Below are 16,566 nucleotides of genomic sequence, written 5' to 3'. Positions count from 1 at the left end.
GAACGGTTCCGTGCCCCGTTACGGACGCCGGCCGCGCCCAGCGAGTTTCGGCAACCTCCCGAACCGGCCCCACATTCACTCGTACGGGTGAATGTGGGGGGCTCGGTCCCCGTCTCCCACTCGCTCCAGCAGCACCACCGGCGGCCCCTCGAAGAGCTCGGCCACGCGCGCGTGCCCCGTGAACTCCCGCCGCGGCGCCAGTACGTCCGCCCACCGCCCCGGCGGCAGCGGCAGCACCGTGTCCCGCCAGCCGCCCGCCGCGGTCAGCCGCAGCGACAGCCGGGTCACCGCCGTGACCACCTCCCCGGAGCGCGCGAACGCCAGACAGTGCGCCGCGGCCGGCCCCTCGGCGGTCAGCGGCGCGTACGTCGCCGTGTCGCCGAAGACGTCCGGACGCCGGGCCCGCAGCCGCAACGCCGCCGCAGTCAGCGCGTCCTTCTCGCCCGGTTGTCCGGGCGGGAAGGAGACCGGCCGCCGGTTGTCCGGGTCCACCAGCGCCCGGTACTCGCCCTCCGTGCCCTGGTAGACGTCCGGCACGCCCGGCATCGTCAGATGGACCAGAGCCGTGCCGAGGACGTTCGCCCGGACATGCGGCCCCAGGGAGGCACGGAAGGCCGTCACACGCTCGCCCGGCGCCCCGCACGGCCCCGCCGCGACGAACGAGGCCACCGCCTCCTCGTACGGCGGCTCCTGCTCCGTCCAGCTCGTGTACAGGCCCGCCTCCCGCACATGCTTCAGCAGCGCCCCCTGCACCCGCCAGGCGGCCGCCGGGCCCAGCCCGAAGACGGTCTGCCAGGCCGCCCAGGCCAGCTGCGCGTCCGGCACGCCCTCCCCGTCCCGGGTCACCTCCGTCAGCACGTCCGCCCACCGCTCAGGACACTCCGTCAGCACGGCCAGCGCCGCACGCACGTCGGCGCTGCGCTTGGTGTCGTGCGTCGTCACCACCGTCCCGGTGAGCGGCCAGTCGCGCTGCACGCGCGCGCAGTACGCGTGGAAGGCGTCCGGGGACACCCCCGGACTGCCGGGATCACCGCCCACCTCGGTCGCCGACAGCAGCGGCACATAGCGGTAGAACGCCGTGTCCTCGACGGATTTGGCACGCAGCGCCGAGGCGGTCTGCGCGAACCGCACCCGGAACTCCGCGGGTCCCGGTCCGTCCCCGCCCACCAGCAGCCCGCGCACCACATCCACCGCCCCGGCCTCCTCGGGCACCAGGAAGGCCTGCCGGGCCTCCTCCGCGGCCTGCTCGGTGACGACGGTGGCCACGTCACCGGAGGCGTACGGCCGGTACACCCGCATCCGCACCAGCAGCTCCTGCAGCGCGGTGCGCAACGCCCAGGGCGCCCGGTCGCGCAGCGCGGGGTCCGGGGACGTCGCGCACACGCGCGTGGCCACCCGCGTCAGCCGGTCCGTCTCGGCCGCCAGCTCGTGCGTGAGCACCTTGTACGCCGCCCGCCGCACCGTCGCCGCCCAGTCACCGCCCCGGTCCGTCTGCGGAGCCGCGAACCGCCGGTACTGGCCGAGCAGTTCACCGGCCCCCGGGGGATCCGTGAACAGGCCGTCCACGTGCCGCAGCGCGTCGTACCCGGTGGTGCCGGCGACCGGCCAGCCGGCCGGCAGGTGCTCGCCGTCGGCCAGGATCTTCTCCACGACCGTCCAGCGCCCGCCGGTCGCCTCGTGCAGCCGGGCGAGATAGCCGTCGGGGTCGGCGAGCCCGTCGGGATGGTCGACGCGCAGCCCGTCCACCACGCCCTCGTGCAGCAGCTGGAGGATCTTGGCATGGGTGGCCTCGAACACCTCCGGGTCCTCCACCCGCACCCCGATCAGCTCGGAGATGCTGAAGAACCGCCGGTAGTTCAGCTCGGTGCGGGCCAGCCGCCACCACACCGGGCGGTACCACTGGGCGTCCAGCAGCTGCGGCAGCGGCAGCTCCGCGGTGCCCTCCCGGAGCGGGAAGGCGTGCTCGTGATAGCGCAGCACGTCCCCGTCGACCACGAGCTGCCCGAGCACGTCGCCGACCGGTCCGCCGAGCACCGGCAGCAGCAGCTGCCCGCCCTGCGCCTCCCAGTCGACGTCGAACCAGCGCGCGTACGGCGACTTCGGGCCCTCCCGGAGGACCTCCCACAGGGCGTGGTTGTGGCGGGGGGACATGGCCATGTGGTTCGGCACGATGTCGACGATCAAGCCGAGACCGTGGGCTCGCGCGGTGTGGGCGAGCGCGCGCAGTCCGTCCTCGCCGCCGAGTTCCTCGCGCACGCGCGCGTGGTCCACCACGTCGTAGCCGTGGGCGGAGCCGGGGACTGCCTCCAGGACGGGGGAGAGGTGGAGGTGGGAGACGCCGAGCGAGGCGAGGTACGGCACGGATGCGGAGGCCGCCGAGAAGGGGAAGCCGGGCTGGAGCTGCAGTCGGTAGGTGGCCGTCGGGACGGTGGGGGCGGTTTGCTCGGCTGTCATACGGATGTTTGTACCCATCTGGTTGGGTTCTGTGTCACAGTGCGGGGCGGTGGGGGCTGGTCGCGCAGTTCCCCGCGCCTCTACAGGGGCGCGTTCATGCCGGCCTTTTCAGAACAGTCAGGCTTCTGCCCACCAGCGTCAGCCGTGCCCCCGCGTCCACCTTCGATCCCGGTGGCACCCCCTCTGTGAGGGCCGTGTCGACCACCGGCTCCCACTGGCGGCCGTGGTTGACCGGCACCACGAAGTCCAGCGGGTCCGGTGACGCGTTGAACATCAGGAGGAACGAGTCGTCGGCGATGCGTTCTCCGCGCGGGCCCGGTTCCGAGATCGCGTTGCCGTTGAGGAACACCGTCAGGGCCGACGCCTGTGCCGAGTCCCAGTCCTGCTGGGTCATCTCGCGGCCCCCGGGGGTGAACCAGGCGATGTCGGAGAGCTCGTCGTGGGTACCCTCCACCGGGCGGCCGTGGAAGAAGCGGCGGCGCCGGAAGACCGGGTGCTCCTTGCGCAGCTTTGCCATCGCGCGCGTGAAGGACAGCAGGCCGCTGTCGTCGTCGGGGGACGGCCAGTCCACCCAGGACACCTCGTTGTCCTGGCAGTACGCGTTGTTGTTGCCCTGCTGTGTACGCGCGAACTCGTCGCCGTGGCCGATCATCGGCACGCCCTGGGACAGCATCAGCGTGGCGGCGAAGTTCCGCATCTGGCGGTCGCGCAGTTCGAGGATCGCGGGGTCGTCGGTGTGTCCCTCGACCCCGCAGTTCCACGAGCGGTTGTGGCTCTCGCCGTCCCGGTTGTCCTCGCCGTTGGCCTCGTTGTGCTTGTCGTTGTACGCCACCAGGTCGTGCAGCGTGAAGCCGTCGTGACAGGTCACGAAGTTGATGGAGGCCAGCGGGCGGCGGCCGTCGTCCTGGTAGAGGTCGGAGGAGCCCGTCAGCCGGGACGCGAACTCGGCGAGCGCGCGCGGTTCGCCCCGCCACAGGTCGCGCACGGTGTCGCGGTACTTGCCGTTCCACTCGGTCCACAGCGGCGGGAAGTTGCCCACCTGGTAGCCGCCCTCGCCCACGTCCCACGGCTCGGCGATCAGCTTCACCTGGGAGACCACCGGGTCCTGCTGCACCAGGTCGAAGAACGACGACAGCCGGTCCACCTCGTGGAACTGCCGGGCCAGGGTCGCCGCGAGGTCGAAGCGGAAGCCGTCGACGTGCATCTCGGTGACCCAGTAGCGCAGCGAGTCCATGATCATCTGGAGGACGTGGGGCGAGCGCATCAGCAGGGAGTTGCCCGTGCCCGTCGTGTCCATGTAGTAGCGCGGGTCGTCCGTCAGGCGGTAGTAGGACTGGTTGTCCAGGCCGCGGAAGGACAGGGTCGGGCCCAGGTGGTTGCCCTCGGCGGTGTGGTTGTAGACCACGTCCAGGATCACCTCGATCCCGGCCTCGTGCAGCGCCCGGACCGCCGACTTGAACTCCAGGACCTGCTGACCGCGGTCGCCCCAGGAGGCGTACGAGTTGTGCGGGGCGAAGAAACCGATGGTGTTGTAGCCCCAGTAGTTGTTCAGTCCCATGTCGACCAGCCGGTGGTCGTTCACGAACTGGTGGACCGGCATCAGCTCCAGCGCCGTGACGCCCAGCTCGGTGAGGTGCTCGATGACCGCCGGGTGCGCCAGACCCGCGTAGGTGCCGCGGAGCTCCTCGGGCAGGCCCGGGTGGCGCATGGTCAGGCCCTTCACATGGGCCTCGTAGATCACCGTGTGGTGGTACTCGGTGCGCGGCCGCCGGTCGTCGCCCCAGTCGAAGTACGGGTTGATCACCACCGACGTCATGGTGTGCGGCGCCGAGTCCAGGTCGTTGCGGCTGTCGGGGTCGCCGAAGCGGTAGCCGTACACCTCCTCGCCCCAGTGCACCGACCCGCTGACTGCCTTCGCGTACGGGTCGAGCAGCAGCTTCGCCGAGTTGCAGCGCAGGCCGCGGCCGGGGTCGTACGGGCCGTGCACCCTGAAGCCGTAGCGCTGCCCGGGCATCACGCCCGGCAGGTAGGCGTGCCGGACGAAGGCGTCGCTCTCCCGCAGCTCCACCGCCGTCTCCGAGCCGTCGTCGTGCAGCAGACACAGCTCCACTCGGTCCGCGGCCTCCGTGTACACCGCGAAGTTGGTCCCGGCGCCGTCGTACGTGGCGCCGAGCGGATATGCCTCTCCAGGCCAGACCTGCATGAAGTCGACTCTTCCAGGTGTGCCTTACGCCCGGGGGCGCCTTGGTCATGAGTCTGCCCGAAAGTAATGGAACCCCAGGTGACTTACGCCCCTCTTACCCCGCGACCAGTGCACACAGCGACCCATGTGGCGAAGTGTGCCGAATCGGTGGGGCAGACACGTACTCCCTGTGACAAAGGCGGAGTAGGGGGAAGATGTGCGCAAGATAGTGCACCGCCATCTGGGCAAGGTGGTGGCCGGTGCGGGACTGGCGGTGGCGGGGACCGCCGTGATGGTCGGGATAACCCTGCCGGGTACGGCGGGGGCGGACGAGTCGGGAGGAACCAACGGGAACGGCACGGCAGCCGCGCAGGGCGCGGGCCAGGGGTCGGGCGCCGTCAAGCCGGGAGTGGTGGAAGAGGCCCCGGCCGAGGGGAAGAAGGGCACGGGCAGTGACCCGCTGACCGACGACGAGACCAAGCGTGTCGAACAACTCGCTCTGACCAAGCAGATGTTCAACGCCGGGGAGAACGCCGAGGGCCGCCGCGGCCCCGAGCGGCTCAGCGTCGATCTCGCCGATCCGGACGCGAAGGAACTGGACGACGCGAACGCGCCGCGCCGCGCGGACGTCACGTTCTACGACTACCGCAACGACACCCTCGTCACCCGGACGGTCAATCTCGACACCGGCAAGGTCGAGCAGACCACCAGCCGGCAGGGCGTCCAGCCGCCGCTCAGCCACGACGAGAACGTCCAGGCGCTCAAGCTGCTGATCGGCGATCCGCTTGGCGCCGGCCTCAAGGCGGACTTCAAGGACGCCACGGGCAAGGAACTGACCGATCCGGAGCAGCAGTTGCTGCTCAACAGCGCGGTCTACCGCGCCACCCCGGGCGCCCAGCCGGCCGCGCTCGACAAGTGCGGCGAACACCGCTGCGTGCGGCTCTTCCCGAAGGTCAAGAACGGGCCGTGGATCGACGCCAGGTCGCTCATCGTCGACCTGAGCGCGCGCAAGGTCGTGAAGCTCGGCCGCTGAGCCGGCTCCGTTCGCGCATCTCCCTCATCTCACACCTCCCGTACGAGGAGTCGTTTCGTCATGCACGTGAACGAGCGCGCGACCACGCGCGTGCACAGAATCAGCCGTGCCCGCAGGACGGCCGCCGTGGGCCTGTCCGTGGCCGCGCTGGCGGCCGGTGCGACCACGGCCGCCGGACCCGCCGCCGCCCAGCCCAAGCGGGCCGCCGCGGCCGCCGCCGACTGCTCCGCCGCCTACCGCATCGAGCAGAAGCTCTCCACCGGCACCACCTGGCGGATGTGCTGGCGCTACGACAGCAAGGCCGGACTGGTGCTGGAGCACATCTCCTACCAGCCCAAGGGCGAGTCCGCCCCCATCAAGGTCCTCTCCAGCGCGCGCCTCGCCCAGATCGACGTCCCCTACGACGACGGCAGTGTCGAGTACGACGACCTGACCGGCTTCGGCTTCGCGCAGGGCCTGGTGCCGCTCGACGCGGCCGAGTGCCCCGGCGGCACCATCAAGAGCATCAAGGTCCCCGACGCCTGGGACCCGGCCCACCCCAACGTCAACGGCCTCTGCACCACCACCCGTTCGCGCGGCCACGCGTACCGGATGCAGGCCGACACCGGCAACCGGGTGTTCCAGCAGCAGGGCAAGGACCTGCTGATCTACACCGTCAACAAGGTCGGCTGGTACGAGTACATGACCGAGTGGCGGTTCCAGGACGACGGCACGATCAACATGAACGTCGGCGCCACCGGCAGCCTTTCACCGGGCGACTACGACGCCGGGGACGGCCGCGGCTGGCCGATCGGCAAGGGCGCCCACGCCTACGCCACCAGCCACAGCCACAACGTGTTCTGGAAGCTGGACTTCGACCTCGACGGCTCCTCCAAGAGCCGCATCGAGCAGTACGACTCGGTGGTCAGCCCGCCGGCCCGCGGCCAGGAGGCGCCGAGCAACAAGACCACCCGCACGAACGTCACCAAGGAACTCGCCGGCGACTCCAAGAACATGCGCTGGTGGCGTGTGGTCAGCACGGCGGGCAAGAACAAGGACGGGCACGCCCGTTCGTACGAGATCGTCCAGGGCGCCACCAACAAGTACCCGGGTCACGGTTTCACCAAGCACGACGTCTACTTCACCCAGTACGACAAGTGCGAGCAGTTCGCCAGCAACAACCCCGGCTGCGCCACCGGTCACCCCAAGACCGTCGACCAGTGGGTCAACGGGCAGACCCTCACCAACCCCGTGGTCTGGGTGAACGTCGGTTTCCACCACATCGCGCGCGACGAGGACCAGCAGCCCATGCCGGTCCACTGGCAGGGCTTCTCCATCGCCCCGCGTGATGTCACTGCTATGAATCCGCTCACTCCGGCCGAGCTCGCCGATCAGAACGGACAGCCCGGAAACGGTAGTTGAGAAACGACCTGTCCATCCGGCTGCACCGCCGACCGCTCCCGGAGTACCCTTCCTTGATCGTTGGCACAGGGAGAGCTCGGGGGAGCGGAAGGCGGTGCACGGGTGGGCTCGGGAGGCCTGGAGCTGCCCCCTGGTGACGAGGGTCACGAGGGAAACTCCACAGACGTCCCGCCCGGCGCGGTGTCCTTGGCCCGGCCGATGGACGCCACGGGCTCCATCGGGCCGGAGCTGGAGTGGGACGCCGACGCCTGGCTTGAGGTGCGTACGCGCGCCCAGCGGGCCGGCCGGGCCTACATCTGGCTCAACCTGGTCGAGCAGCGGCTGCGCACCGTCGTGGCCGCCGTGCTGCGGCCCATCTACGAACCCGTCCACGGCGACGAGTGGGTGGTCGCCGCCGCCGGGCCCGCCGGTCAGGAGTGGGTCCAGCGGGCGGCCGCGGTCCGCGAGGTCAGCCGCCGCAAGGGCTATCTGCTCGACCCGGCCGACGACAATGTGCTCAGCTTCCTCACCCTGCCCCAGCTGCGCGAGCTGATGGTGCAGCACTGGCCCTGCTTCGAGCCGTACTTCGACGAGCGCCGCGACGTCGAACTCGCCCTGGACGAGCTGGAGGTGACCCGCAACGTCGTCTCCCGCAACCGGGCGCTCTCCGAGGCCGTGCTCAACCAGGCCGAGCGCGCCTCCGCCCGGCTCCTGGAGATGCTCGGCGCGGGCGGCGACGTGCCCTCCGCGCGCCGGCTCCCCGTGGACGCCGTCGAGGACCTCGTCGGCGACCGCTACGCGGACGTCGTCGCCGTCCATCCCGACCGGGTCCGGCTCATGCGCCAGTTCCCCGCCGAGGACCTCTTCGGCGGCGCCCGCCGCCTGGACGCCATCGGCATCGGCCTCAACCTGCTCGTGCAGAACTTCTCCGGCCGCCGCCTGGTCCGCCTCGCCGAGACCGGCTGCCGGGTCCGGCTCCTCTTCCTCAACCCCGCCTCCAGCGCGGTCAAGCGCCGCGAGCGCGAACTCGGGATGAAACGGGGCGAACTCGGCCGTTCGGTCGAGATGAACATCCTCCACATGCGCCGGGTCCGCTCCCGGCTGCGCGACCCGGGCGCCTTCGAGATCCAGGTGTACGACGACACCCCGCGCTTCTCCGCCTACCTGGTGGACGGCGACGGCGCCGACGGCGTCGCGATCATCCAGTCCTATCTCCGCGGGGCGCGGGGCATGGAGTCACCGGTGCTGGTGCTGCGCAACGGCAACAAGGTGGTCAAGTCCGACGACGTGGTGGAAACAGGACTCTTCCCGACGTACCGCGAGGAGTTCGAGATGGCTTGGGCGGATTCGCGGCCGGTGTCCTGACACGGGGACGGCGGTAAGCGGAACGCGGTCCTCTGATTGTCAGTGGCGCATGCGAGGGTGGAGACCACTGGGGGAAAGCACCACCAAGAAGGGGGGCCGCCCATGGGCTGGCACCAGGAGCTCCTGATCGGCTTCGACCTGGAGACGACGGGTACGGATCCGCGCGAGGCGCGGATCGTCACGGGCGCCGTGATCGAGGTCAGGGCCGGGCAGGAACTGGGCCGCCGCGAATGGCTGGCGGATCCGGGCGTCGAGATCCCGGCGGACGCGGTGGCGGTGCACGGCATCAGCAACGAGCGGGCGGCGGCCGACGGCAGACCGGCCGACCAGGTCGCCGACGCCCTCGCGGAGGTCCTCACCGGCTACTGGAAGACGGGCGTCCCGGTCGTCGCCTACAACGCGGCCTTCGACCTCACACTCCTCACGGCGGAGCTGCGCCGCCACGGACTCCCGTCCCTCTCCGACCGCCTGGGCGGCCTCGACCCCGCGCCGGTCGTCGACCCGTACACCATCGACCGCCGGGTCGACCGCTACCGCCGCGGCAAGCGCAACCTCGAAGCGGTCTGCGCCGAGTACGGCATCACCCTCACCTCCGCCCACAACGCCTCCGCCGACGCCCTCGCCGCGGCCCGCCTGGCCCACGCGATAGCCGAGCGCCACCCGAAGATCGCGGCGCTGGGCCCGGCGGAGCTGCACCGCCGCCAGGTGGAGTGGTACGCGGAGTGGGCGGCGGACTTCCAGAGCTTCCTGCGCCGCAAGGGAGAGGCCGACGCGGTGGTGGACGGGGCGTGGCCCCTGCGGGAGCTGGCCGAAGCGGTTTGAGCGTTCCGCTCCAAGTGCGGAGATGCGCCGTCGGTCGTCTGCGGCTTCGTCGTGGCTGGTCGCGCAGTTCCTCCCCCAGCCTTCGGCCGGGGGTACCCCCAGCGCCTCTAGGGGGCGCTACTGCTCAGAAGGGGTACCACCGCACCGACTCGTCGCCCTCCCGTAGCGACGCCACTCGGCGTTCGAACTCCGCCAGTGCCTTCGGGTTGCTCGGTGCGTGCTGGGCGACCCATGCGCAGCTGGCCGTCTCCCGGGCCCCGCGCAGCACTCCGCACCCCTCCCACTCGCGCACATCCCACCCGTAGGCCTCGGTGAACGAGGCGTACGCCTCGGCGGGCATCCCGTACCGGTCCCGGGACAGCGCCATGACGACCAGGTCGTGCTCGCGCAGGTCCGACGAGAAGGTCTCCAGGTCGACCAGCACCGGACCCTCCGGTCCGATGTGCACATTGCGGGGCAGCGCGTCCCCGTGGATCGGCCCCGGCGCCAGATGCGGCGTCAGCGCGGCCGCGGCCGCCGCGAAGCCGTCCCGGCGCTCCCGCAGATACGCCGCGTCCCCGGGGTCGATCGCCTCGCCGGCGAGCCGCAGCCAGCGCTCCACACCGCCCAGCAGCTCGCGGGGCGGCAATCCGAAGGGAGGTGAGGGCAGTGCGTGCACGATCAGCAGCAGTTCGGCCAGATCGCGCGGCTCGGCGGGGCGTACCGGGTCGGCCAGCCGGTGCCACACGGTCACCGGGTGCCCCTCGACGAGCCACGCCTCCGGCTCGGCGGCCCGTACGGCAGGTACGCCGGCCTCCGCCAGCCACCCGGCGATCTCCAGCTCGCGCCGGGCCCGGTCGAGGAGCTCGGCGTCCCGGCCCACCTTCACCACCAGGTCCCCGGCGGCGAACACCGCGTTCTCGCCCAGGGCGAGGAGCGAGGCGTCGGCCGCCGCACCGGGCAGCACACCCGCCGCGGCCAGTACGTCCCGTGCCCTTGCCTCGTCCATCGTCCGCCTCCGGTCTCCATTCCCAGCGCCCACGCGCCCGCCGTGTGCGGGTGCACACGGCGTCCTGTTCCCGCCGTCCGGCGGTCAGTCTCGCATCCACGGAGGTCGGCCGCGGTGCGCGGTGCCTTGACGGGCGTATCGCAGCGCAGTTGATAGACGGCGACCTTCGGCGACGGCATCTTCCTTTGGCCTTGCGCAGTGCTCTCCCGTTCACGGCCAAGGCGAAGGGCATCCCAATATTGTTCTGCCCTCGGCTTTTGGGTGAGGTTCTGCGCTGTTGCCCTTGGTCAGGTCATGCGGGGCGCTGCTGGTTTTCGATGTATTGGTGTACGACGGTGAGCGATGCCCCGCCGCAGCTTCCGGCGAAGTCCGAGCCGGACCAGAAATGTCCGCCCCACAGGTACCGGCGTACGTGCGCGTCGTACTCCTTGCGCAGGTAGCGGGAGGAGACGCCTTTGAGGGAGTTGACCAGTCTGGAGAGCTGGACCTTGGGCGGATAGTGCACCAGGAGATGCACGTGGTCCTCCTCTCCGTTGAACTGCATCAGCTCGGCCTCGAAGTCCCGGCAGACCTCCCGCATGATCTCCTCGCACCTGGTCAGCATGGTGTCCGTCATGGCCTTGCGCCGATACTTAGTGAGAAAAACCAAATGGACATGCAGGTTACAGACGACGTGTGAGCACGGAGCGTGTATGGAGGAAGAGGCAGTTCGGGCATCGTGCCCGACTCGCGCTGACCCCCGCGCAGATCCGGCTCATGGACGACCAGGCGCACGCGGCCCGCGCTCTGTGGAACGTGCTGCACGACTGGTGGACGATGCTGCCCAAGGACAAGCGTTCTCTGGCCGCGGCGGACACGGCGATCCGCCAGGCCCGAGGCGAGATCGACTGGCTCGCATTCCTACCTGCCCAGGCCGCGCAGGCGGTACTGAAGATGTACTTCCAGGCATGGAAGAACTGCTGGGACGGCCGCGCCGCCGCGCCGAACTTCAAGGCTCGCATCCGCACGGTGATGTCCGTAGACATCCCGCAGGGGCGGGACCTGAACATCACCCGTGTGCACCGCCGTTGGGGCATGGCCAACATCCCCAAGATCGGGCGGGTCCGGTTCCGCTGGACCAAGGACCTTCCCGCGGGCAAGCGCGCCGACAAGGAGAACCGGATCACCGGGGCGCGGCTGGTCAAGGACGCGCTCGGCTGGCACATCGCCTTCCGCGTTCAGACCCTCGAAGCCGAGCCCAGGCCCCACCAGGGAGCCGAGGTCGCCATCGATGCCGGGGTGAACCTGCCCCTCGCCCTCTCCGACGGCGACCACCAGCACGGACGCCTGTCCCGCCTCCCCGACGGGACAGCCGACCGGGACAAGTGGCTGAACCCGCGGGAGAAGGCCAAGCTGCTTGGCCTGGAGCAACGCGCCGCCCAGCGTAAACAGCACCGCAGGCGTGGGGAGAAGGCCTCCCACCGCCTGCGGCACACCTACGACCAGATCAAGCAGCTCCGCGCAAAAGCCACGCGCCGCGCCGTTGACTGGCAGCACAAGACCACTACCAACATTGCCAAGCGGTACGGCACTGTCGTGGTCGAACAGCTCAACTGAACCGCTCCATCAGTCAGGAGGCATGGGGCCGCACCGTGACGATGCTGACGTACAGGACCGCCCGCCACGGCGGCGCCCTGCACAAGGTCCCTGCCCCCGGCACCTCCCTGCGCTGCTCAGCCTGTGGTTTCACCACACCAGGCAGTCGGGAAGAGCAGGCCACGTTCGTGTGCAAAAACCCCGACTGCGGATGGTCCGGCAACGCCGACTGGAACGCAGCCCGGAACATCCTGCACCTGTACCGGATGGGCCACGCGCTCACCCCGGCTGCCGGGAGGGCAGTCGTCAGGCGTCCCCGTGGCGTCAAGCCCGCCACCGCAAGGTAGGCAGGAATCTTCCTCGTTCGCGAGGGAGAACACTTCAACGCCAGCAGATCGTCCAGGCACGGCCCTGGCCGGGCACCTCAGCCCGGCCCCCGCCCAGACGGTCCGCGGTTACCCGGAGTGGAAGGACAAGGTGGCCACCCCGGCCCTCCAGGAGTACTACAGCGGCGCCATCGGGATCGACGAACTCCGCCACCGGCTGGAGAAGGACGGCAACCTGGTCCTGGCCCGCTACCAGCGCTGAGCGGCAGTACGCACAGAACAGGGCCCGTCGGCTCCCCCGGAGACCGACGGGCCCTGTGTCAGAGGGCGTTGCTCAGACGCGCAGCCGGTCCGGCTCGTCCCGCGTCACCCGCGCCACCGGCTCCGGCGACTCGTCGTGCGTCATGTCCGGCAGCCACCGCAGCCAGCTGGGCAGGTACCAGTTGCGCTCGCCGAGCAGGGCCATCACCGCCGGAAGCAGCACGCCCCGGATGACCGTCGCGTCGATGAGGACCGCGGCCGCCAGACCCACACCCATCTGCTTCATGGACTGCATGGACAGGGTGCCGAAGATCGCGAACACGGCGACCATGATGACGGCGGCGCTGGTGACGACTCCCGCCGTGGTGACCACCCCGTGCTGGATCGCGTCCTTCGTGGACCGGCCGCGCAGCCGGGCCTCGCGGATCCGGGAGACCACGAACACGTGGTAGTCCATCGACAGGCCGAACAGGATCACGAAGAGGAACAGCGGCAGCCAGGTGACGATCGCGCCGACACCCTGGGCACCCACCAGCGAGGCGCCCCAGCCGTGCTGGAAGACGGCGACCAGGACGCCGTAGGCCGCGCCCACCGAGAGCAGGTTGAGGACGATCGAGGTGATCGCGACCGTCAGCGAGCGGAACGACAGCAGCATGAGGAGGAAGGCGAACACGACCACGAAGGCGAAGACCGGGACGACCGAGCCCATCAGCTGGTCGTTGAAGTCTTCGTTGCCCGCGACGTTCCCGGTCACCGGGGCCTGTACGCCGTCGACCTTGCCGAGCGTGGCCGGCCGCACCTCGTCGCGCAGCTTCTCCAGGCTCCGGCCGGCCTTGTCCATGTCGGAGCCGCCGACCAGCGGCACAGATATCAGGGCGACGTTCTGGGCGTCGTGCAGCTTGATGTCGACCGGCCCGCGCGAGGCCCCCGAACTGATCGCCCGCTCCCTGAAGTTGGTCAACGCCTGCCTGACCTCGGGGGCGTTGATGTCCTTCGCCTTGACGACCACCTCGGCGGGCTCGGAGCCGCCCGGGAAGGCCTGGTTGACCCGGTCGTAGGTCTGCACGATCGGCAGCGAGTCGCCGAACTCCTGGTCCAGAGTGAGCTGCGAGGTCTTCATACCGAGGGCGGGGGCGGCGACCGCGAGCAGCGCACCGACCGCGACGACCACGGAGACCAGCGGCCTGGCGAGCACACCGCGCAGGACGGCCGTCCAGAACCGGCTCTCGGAGGGGCCGTGGTTGCTCTTGCGACGGCGCAGGAAGGGGATACGGCCCTTCTCGACCCGCTCGCCGAGCAGGGAGAGCAGCGCGGGCAGCACGGTCACGGAGCCGACCATGGCGACCGCGACCACCATCAGCGAGGCCAGGCCCATCGCCTCGAACTCGGGGAGCCCGGTGAACAGCATGCCCGCCATCGCCACGCACACCGTGACACCGGAGACGATGATCGCCCGGCCGCTGGTGGCGGCTGCGATGCGCAGCGCGGCGCCCGCCGACCGGCCGGCCTCCCGCTCCTCGCGCTCCCGGCGCAGATAGAACAGGCAGTAGTCCACACCGACGGCCATACCGACCAGCAGCATCACGGAGTTGGCGGTGTCGCTCATCGGCTGCAGATGGCTGACCACGCCCATCAGGCCCATCGTCGCCATGATCGCGGTGATGGCGAGCCCGACCGGCAGCAGTGCGGCCACCAGCGCGCCGAAGGCGATCAGCAGGATGCCGAAGGCCACCGGGACCGCGGAGTACTCGGCCTGCTGGAAGTCGTTGCCGAAGGCGTCCTTGTACTGCTTGCTCATGCTGGCGCCGCCGATCTCCTCGATCCGCAGCGTGCCGTGCGCCTTCTGCACCCCGGCCACCGCGTCGAGCACCGGCCCGACCCGGTCGGCGGCCGTCTCCGAGTCGCCGCGCATGTCGAACTGCACCAGCGCGCTGCGCCCGTCCTTCGAGATCGTCCCCGTGTCGTACGGCGAGGTGACGTCCGTGACCTTGCCGGTGCCGTCGACGGCCTTCACGACGTCCGCGACCGCTGCCTTGAATCCGGCGTCCGTCGCCCTGACCGAGCCGTCCCTCGCCTGGACCAGAACCGTCTCACTCGCCGGCCGCTTGATACCCGCATCGTCGATGATCCTCGCGGCGGTGTGGGTCTCGCCCTTGAGCTGGTCGTTCTCGTCGACGTCGACCCGGCCGGCCGCCGAGCCGAGTCCCATCGCCAGGACCACGAACAGCACCCATATACCGACGGCGGCCCAGCGGTGCCGGGCGCTCCAGCCGCCGGCCCGGGCGGCCAGCCCCCGCACCCGCGTGTCTCCGTTCCCCATGACGGGATTGCCCCCTCGTGTGCGGTGGCGGCCCCGGCCGCCACGGTTTCTTCACGACTTTCTTCGTTCGATTCGAAGGTATGGGCCGGACAAGCCGGACTCGTCGTGCTGCCCGGTGAAGTACGACGGCCGGCTCTCGTCGCCGAGGAGGATGTCGGGCCCCTACACCTATCGCCCTGTCTCGGGGGTGATCATCAGGGCTGTCCCTTCCGATGACGTGGGTCCTCTTTGTGATTACAGAACCTTGTTGAACAAGTCACAGGTGCGTGTAGGAGTTGATCCGGACCGGTCCGATCGGCCAGAGTTTCGGGCAGTCCGGGTTGCCCGGCGCGGCCTTCGTGCCCACCCCCACGGGGCACGACGGCCGTTCTAAGGTGTTCGAGTGACGACGTATGCGGCGCTGCTGCGCGGGATCAACGTGGGCGGCAAGAAGAAGCTTCCGATGGCCGAGCTGCGCGGTCTGATGACCGGGCTCGGGTACGAATCCGTCCAGACCTATCTGCAGAGCGGGCAGGCCGTCTTCGCCTCCGGCCACGGGGACGCCGAGTCCCTGGCCGCGGAGCTGGCCGAGGCGATCGAGGAGCGGTTCGGCTTCCCGGTCGACGCGCTCGTCCGCGACCACGCCTACCTCAAGGCGATCGCCGAGGCCTGCCCGTTCCCGGCCGCCGAGCTGGAGGCCAAGCAGCTGCACGTCACCTACTTCTCCGCGCCGGTCACCCCGGAGCGCTTCGCGGACATCGACCCAGCGGCCCACCTCCCGGAGGAGTTCCGGCTGGGCGACCGCGCGCTGTACCTGTACGCCCCGGACGGCCTCGGCCGCTCCAAACTGGCGGAGGCGCTGTCCCGGCCCCGGGTCAACAAGCGACTGATCGCCACGACCCGGAACTGGAACACGGTGGTCAAGCTGGTGGAGCTCACCGCCCCGGGAGCGTGACCTTCCGCAGGCCGAGGAAGGGGGACAGTGACAGGATCTCGCGCGGTACGGCGAGCCGCGGGTCCCGGTGGAGGCGGTCCAGTCCGGCCGGGTCGTCGGTGGCCGCCACGGCGTCGATCAGCGCCTGTTCGTCCCCCGTGAGCGGGCCGTCCGCCAGGGTGGCCAGGCCCCAGCCGTCCCAGGGCAGTGGTTCGGTGCCGTGCCGGGCGGCGAGGTCCAGGACCACGTTGCGGCGCACCAGCCACAGGCCCCGCAGTCCGGGTTCGGCCCAGACCCCGAACGTCCCGGGGTCGGCCTCGCCCGCCCGGCAGGCCCGCCAGGCCTGCCCCGCCACCACGAACCGGTCCCGGGGCACGTCCAGCGGATCGAAGGGCACGTCGTAGAGGCCGGCGGAGACCTGCGCGTCCGCCAGCCGCCAACTGCCGTCCGCCGCCCGGTACTCGGTCACCCAGTGGTCGTCGTGGAAGCCCTCGACGAAGTAGGTGCCGTAGCCGGCCCGGAGGCGGGCCGGGGTCCCGGTCGCCCGCAGCAGCGCGCACAGCAGCAGGGAGAAGTCCCGGCAGGTGCCGACGAACCGCTGGTCGCAGGAGCGGTGCTCGGTCAGCGGGGCGTCCTTGCGCTCACGCAGGATGCGCAGGATCTCCCGGACGTAGCGGGACTCGCCGTCGTGGTGCAGACGCTCCTCGGGGATGTCGTACCCGAGCCGTTCGCCCTCCATCCGGTGGACGATCAGCCCACGGGCGATCCGGGTGAGCGCGCGCGGATCGCGGGGCAGGCCCCCGGTGTCGAGGTCGCCCGGATCGCTGTACGGCGTCTGCTTCAGGTGGTTGTCCATGCCCTGACCCTCGGCCTTGTCCCAGGGGCAGGGTCAAGGGGGGCGCACTCAACTACCCAATAGGGACAACTCGTTGGGAAACCGAACCGGT

11 protein-coding genes and 2 pseudogenes are annotated in these 16,566 nt (G+C 70.4%); 7 read left to right on the top strand and 6 right to left on the bottom strand.

Annotation, left to right across the window (positions count from 1 at the left end; translation table 11 throughout):
* Positions 1–75 precede the first annotated feature (75 nt).
* Both treY and glgX read right to left on the bottom strand, forming a co-directional pair.
* Positions 76–2,454, bottom strand: coding sequence for a malto-oligosyltrehalose synthase (gene treY / locus EDD90_RS12680; protein WP_123973112.1), 2,379 nt, complete (start codon positions 2,452–2,454; stop codon positions 76–78).
* A gap of 94 nt (positions 2,455–2,548) precedes the next feature.
* Positions 2,549–4,657 (bottom strand): glycogen debranching protein GlgX, encoded by a 2,109-nt coding sequence (glgX, locus tag EDD90_RS12675; RefSeq protein ID WP_123973111.1) that lies wholly within the window; start codon positions 4,655–4,657, stop codon positions 2,549–2,551.
* Between the two features lie 196 nt (positions 4,658–4,853).
* Here glgX and EDD90_RS12670 point away from each other — a divergent pair, with 196 nt between their 5' ends.
* From EDD90_RS12670 to EDD90_RS12655, 4 genes are all read left to right on the top strand, one after another.
* Complete coding sequence (locus tag EDD90_RS12670) at positions 4,854–5,669, top strand: Tat pathway signal sequence domain protein (RefSeq protein ID WP_123973110.1); 816 nt, start codon at positions 4,854–4,856, stop codon at positions 5,667–5,669.
* Positions 5,670–5,729: 60 nt separating this feature from the next.
* Positions 5,730–7,070 (top strand): copper amine oxidase, encoded by a 1,341-nt coding sequence (locus EDD90_RS12665; RefSeq protein ID WP_123973109.1) that lies wholly within the window; start codon positions 5,730–5,732, stop codon positions 7,068–7,070.
* Positions 7,071–7,172: 102 nt separating this feature from the next.
* Positions 7,173–8,414 (top strand): SAV2148 family HEPN domain-containing protein, encoded by a 1,242-nt coding sequence (locus EDD90_RS12660; RefSeq protein WP_123973108.1) that lies wholly within the window; start codon positions 7,173–7,175, stop codon positions 8,412–8,414.
* Positions 8,415–8,516: 102 nt separating this feature from the next.
* The gene (locus tag EDD90_RS12655) at positions 8,517–9,236 is read left to right on the top strand and encodes a 3'-5' exonuclease (protein WP_123973107.1); all 720 of its coding nucleotides are present in this window, start codon (positions 8,517–8,519) and stop codon (positions 9,234–9,236) included.
* Between the two features lie 124 nt (positions 9,237–9,360).
* On the opposite strand, the gene EDD90_RS12650 is transcribed toward EDD90_RS12655, so the two are convergent.
* Complete coding sequence (locus EDD90_RS12650) at positions 9,361–10,224, bottom strand: aminoglycoside phosphotransferase family protein (RefSeq protein WP_123973106.1); 864 nt, start codon at positions 10,222–10,224, stop codon at positions 9,361–9,363.
* 292 nt (positions 10,225–10,516) lie between these two features.
* A complete protein-coding gene (gene tnpA, locus EDD90_RS12645; RefSeq protein ID WP_123973105.1) occupies positions 10,517–10,918 on the bottom strand; it encodes an IS200/IS605 family transposase in 402 nt (133 codons plus the stop codon).
* Positions 10,919–10,980: 62 nt separating this feature from the next.
* Between tnpA and EDD90_RS12640 the strand changes: the two are divergent.
* Positions 10,981–12,146: pseudogene (locus tag EDD90_RS12640) on the top strand (RNA-guided endonuclease InsQ/TnpB family protein).
* A gap of 55 nt (positions 12,147–12,201) precedes the next feature.
* Positions 12,202–12,387, top strand: a pseudogene (locus EDD90_RS12635) (sugar ABC transporter substrate-binding protein); the annotation flags it as partial.
* A gap of 72 nt (positions 12,388–12,459) precedes the next feature.
* Here EDD90_RS12635 and EDD90_RS12630 read toward each other — a convergent pair.
* Positions 12,460–14,706 (bottom strand): MMPL family transporter, encoded by a 2,247-nt coding sequence (locus tag EDD90_RS12630; RefSeq protein ID WP_123973104.1) that lies wholly within the window; start codon positions 14,704–14,706, stop codon positions 12,460–12,462.
* Positions 14,707–15,088: 382 nt separating this feature from the next.
* Here EDD90_RS12630 and EDD90_RS12620 point away from each other — a divergent pair, with 382 nt between their 5' ends.
* Positions 15,089–15,640, top strand: coding sequence for a DUF1697 domain-containing protein (locus EDD90_RS12620; RefSeq protein WP_123973103.1), 552 nt, complete (start codon positions 15,089–15,091; stop codon positions 15,638–15,640).
* Here the strand turns inward: EDD90_RS12620 and EDD90_RS12615 are convergent.
* Positions 15,621–16,475: a transglutaminase-like domain-containing protein gene (locus EDD90_RS12615; protein ID WP_123973102.1), complete on the bottom strand. Its 855-nt coding sequence runs from the start codon at positions 16,473–16,475 to the stop codon at positions 15,621–15,623. The two genes, EDD90_RS12620 and EDD90_RS12615, sit on opposite strands and share 20 nt — an antisense overlap.
* Positions 16,476–16,566: the final 91 nt, after the last annotated feature.

The organism is Streptomyces sp. Ag109_O5-1 (assembly GCF_003814875.1).
Lineage (GTDB): Bacteria > Actinomycetota > Actinomycetes > Streptomycetales > Streptomycetaceae > Streptomyces > Streptomyces sasae.
Note: the sequence above shows the minus strand (reverse complement) of the source record. Positions and strands in the feature narration are given on the sequence as shown.